This is a genomic window from Pseudomonas sp. FH1, from assembly GCF_000510895.2.
Taxonomy (GTDB): domain Bacteria; phylum Pseudomonadota; class Gammaproteobacteria; order Pseudomonadales; family Pseudomonadaceae; genus Aquipseudomonas; species Aquipseudomonas azotoformans_A.
In genome coordinates this window covers 1-868 of the sequence record NZ_AOHM01000082.1, presented here as the reverse complement: position 1 = coordinate 868, position 868 = coordinate 1, and the positions used below count along the sequence as shown (strand labels likewise).

Here is an 868-nt window from a genome sequence, read left to right as displayed (position 1 = left end):
TGGCTCAGCAGTCGAAAAATAGCGGCCTACTTCAGACCATCCCTAAGGTTCCAGCGTGTTTTTTTATCTTGGGTTTTGTTACGTTGGGTTGAAATGGAGATGCTGCACGGGTGGCTAAGAAATCACCTATCGAGCTGACTTGTCCTTGAATTGTTTGCAGACCAGAAATAAACGATCCATATTGACCTATGCCAAGGTATATCGCACCAACAGCTGCTGCAATTTTTGCTGATCCCTTTATTGATCCCTCTTCTACTTCGAGAGATAGCGCATAATCCGATAGCTTTAGAGCTTTCCCTATATATTCTTCCCAGTCATCGAATAGGTTCTTTGAGTATTTCTCAAATTTGTGCTTTGGTAGGCTTGGTACTGCAATGTAGAAATCTGTTTCGCCAATGCTAAGCATTTTTATATCCAGTTTTTTGTGTGTTTATTGTTCTGAGTTTGAGGCTTTACATTTTTGAAAATTTTGTGAGCTTTTAATTAAGTTTGGGGTTGTTTGTGTTTTATGTTTCACTTCAACCCCGTTTGTGGCGTGGACAAGTTATTGTTGTGGTCTATATGGGTAGTCTAAGCCTCTTTTTTCGTGCCACAGTTTTGATGCTCCATATATGTCCGTTCTAATATAGTCTTCGTAGCTGAATGATTGCCTAAGAATTGGTTCTATGTCCGCTATGCAAACACCTTTTCGCCCCCCCAAGACAGAGAGTAGTCCTCCGCATAGTATGTCTACGGCATCGTGACCTCGAACATAGTGCCATGGTGATGCGTCCGGTAATTTAGATATCGCTGCCTGTAACTCATCGATACTGGTACATACTTGCGGATTCCACGCCATCCGGACACTCAGCCCACCAACATCCGGACA

The 868-nt window shown here is 42.7% G+C and carries 1 protein-coding gene; it reads right to left on the bottom strand.

Annotated elements, in window-relative coordinates; genetic code table 11:
- Window positions 1–31 precede the first annotated feature (31 nt).
- Window positions 32–406, bottom strand: coding sequence for a hypothetical protein (locus H096_RS34010; RefSeq protein WP_156717518.1), 375 nt, complete (start codon window positions 404–406; stop codon window positions 32–34).
- Between the last annotated feature and the right edge of the window lie 462 nt (window positions 407–868).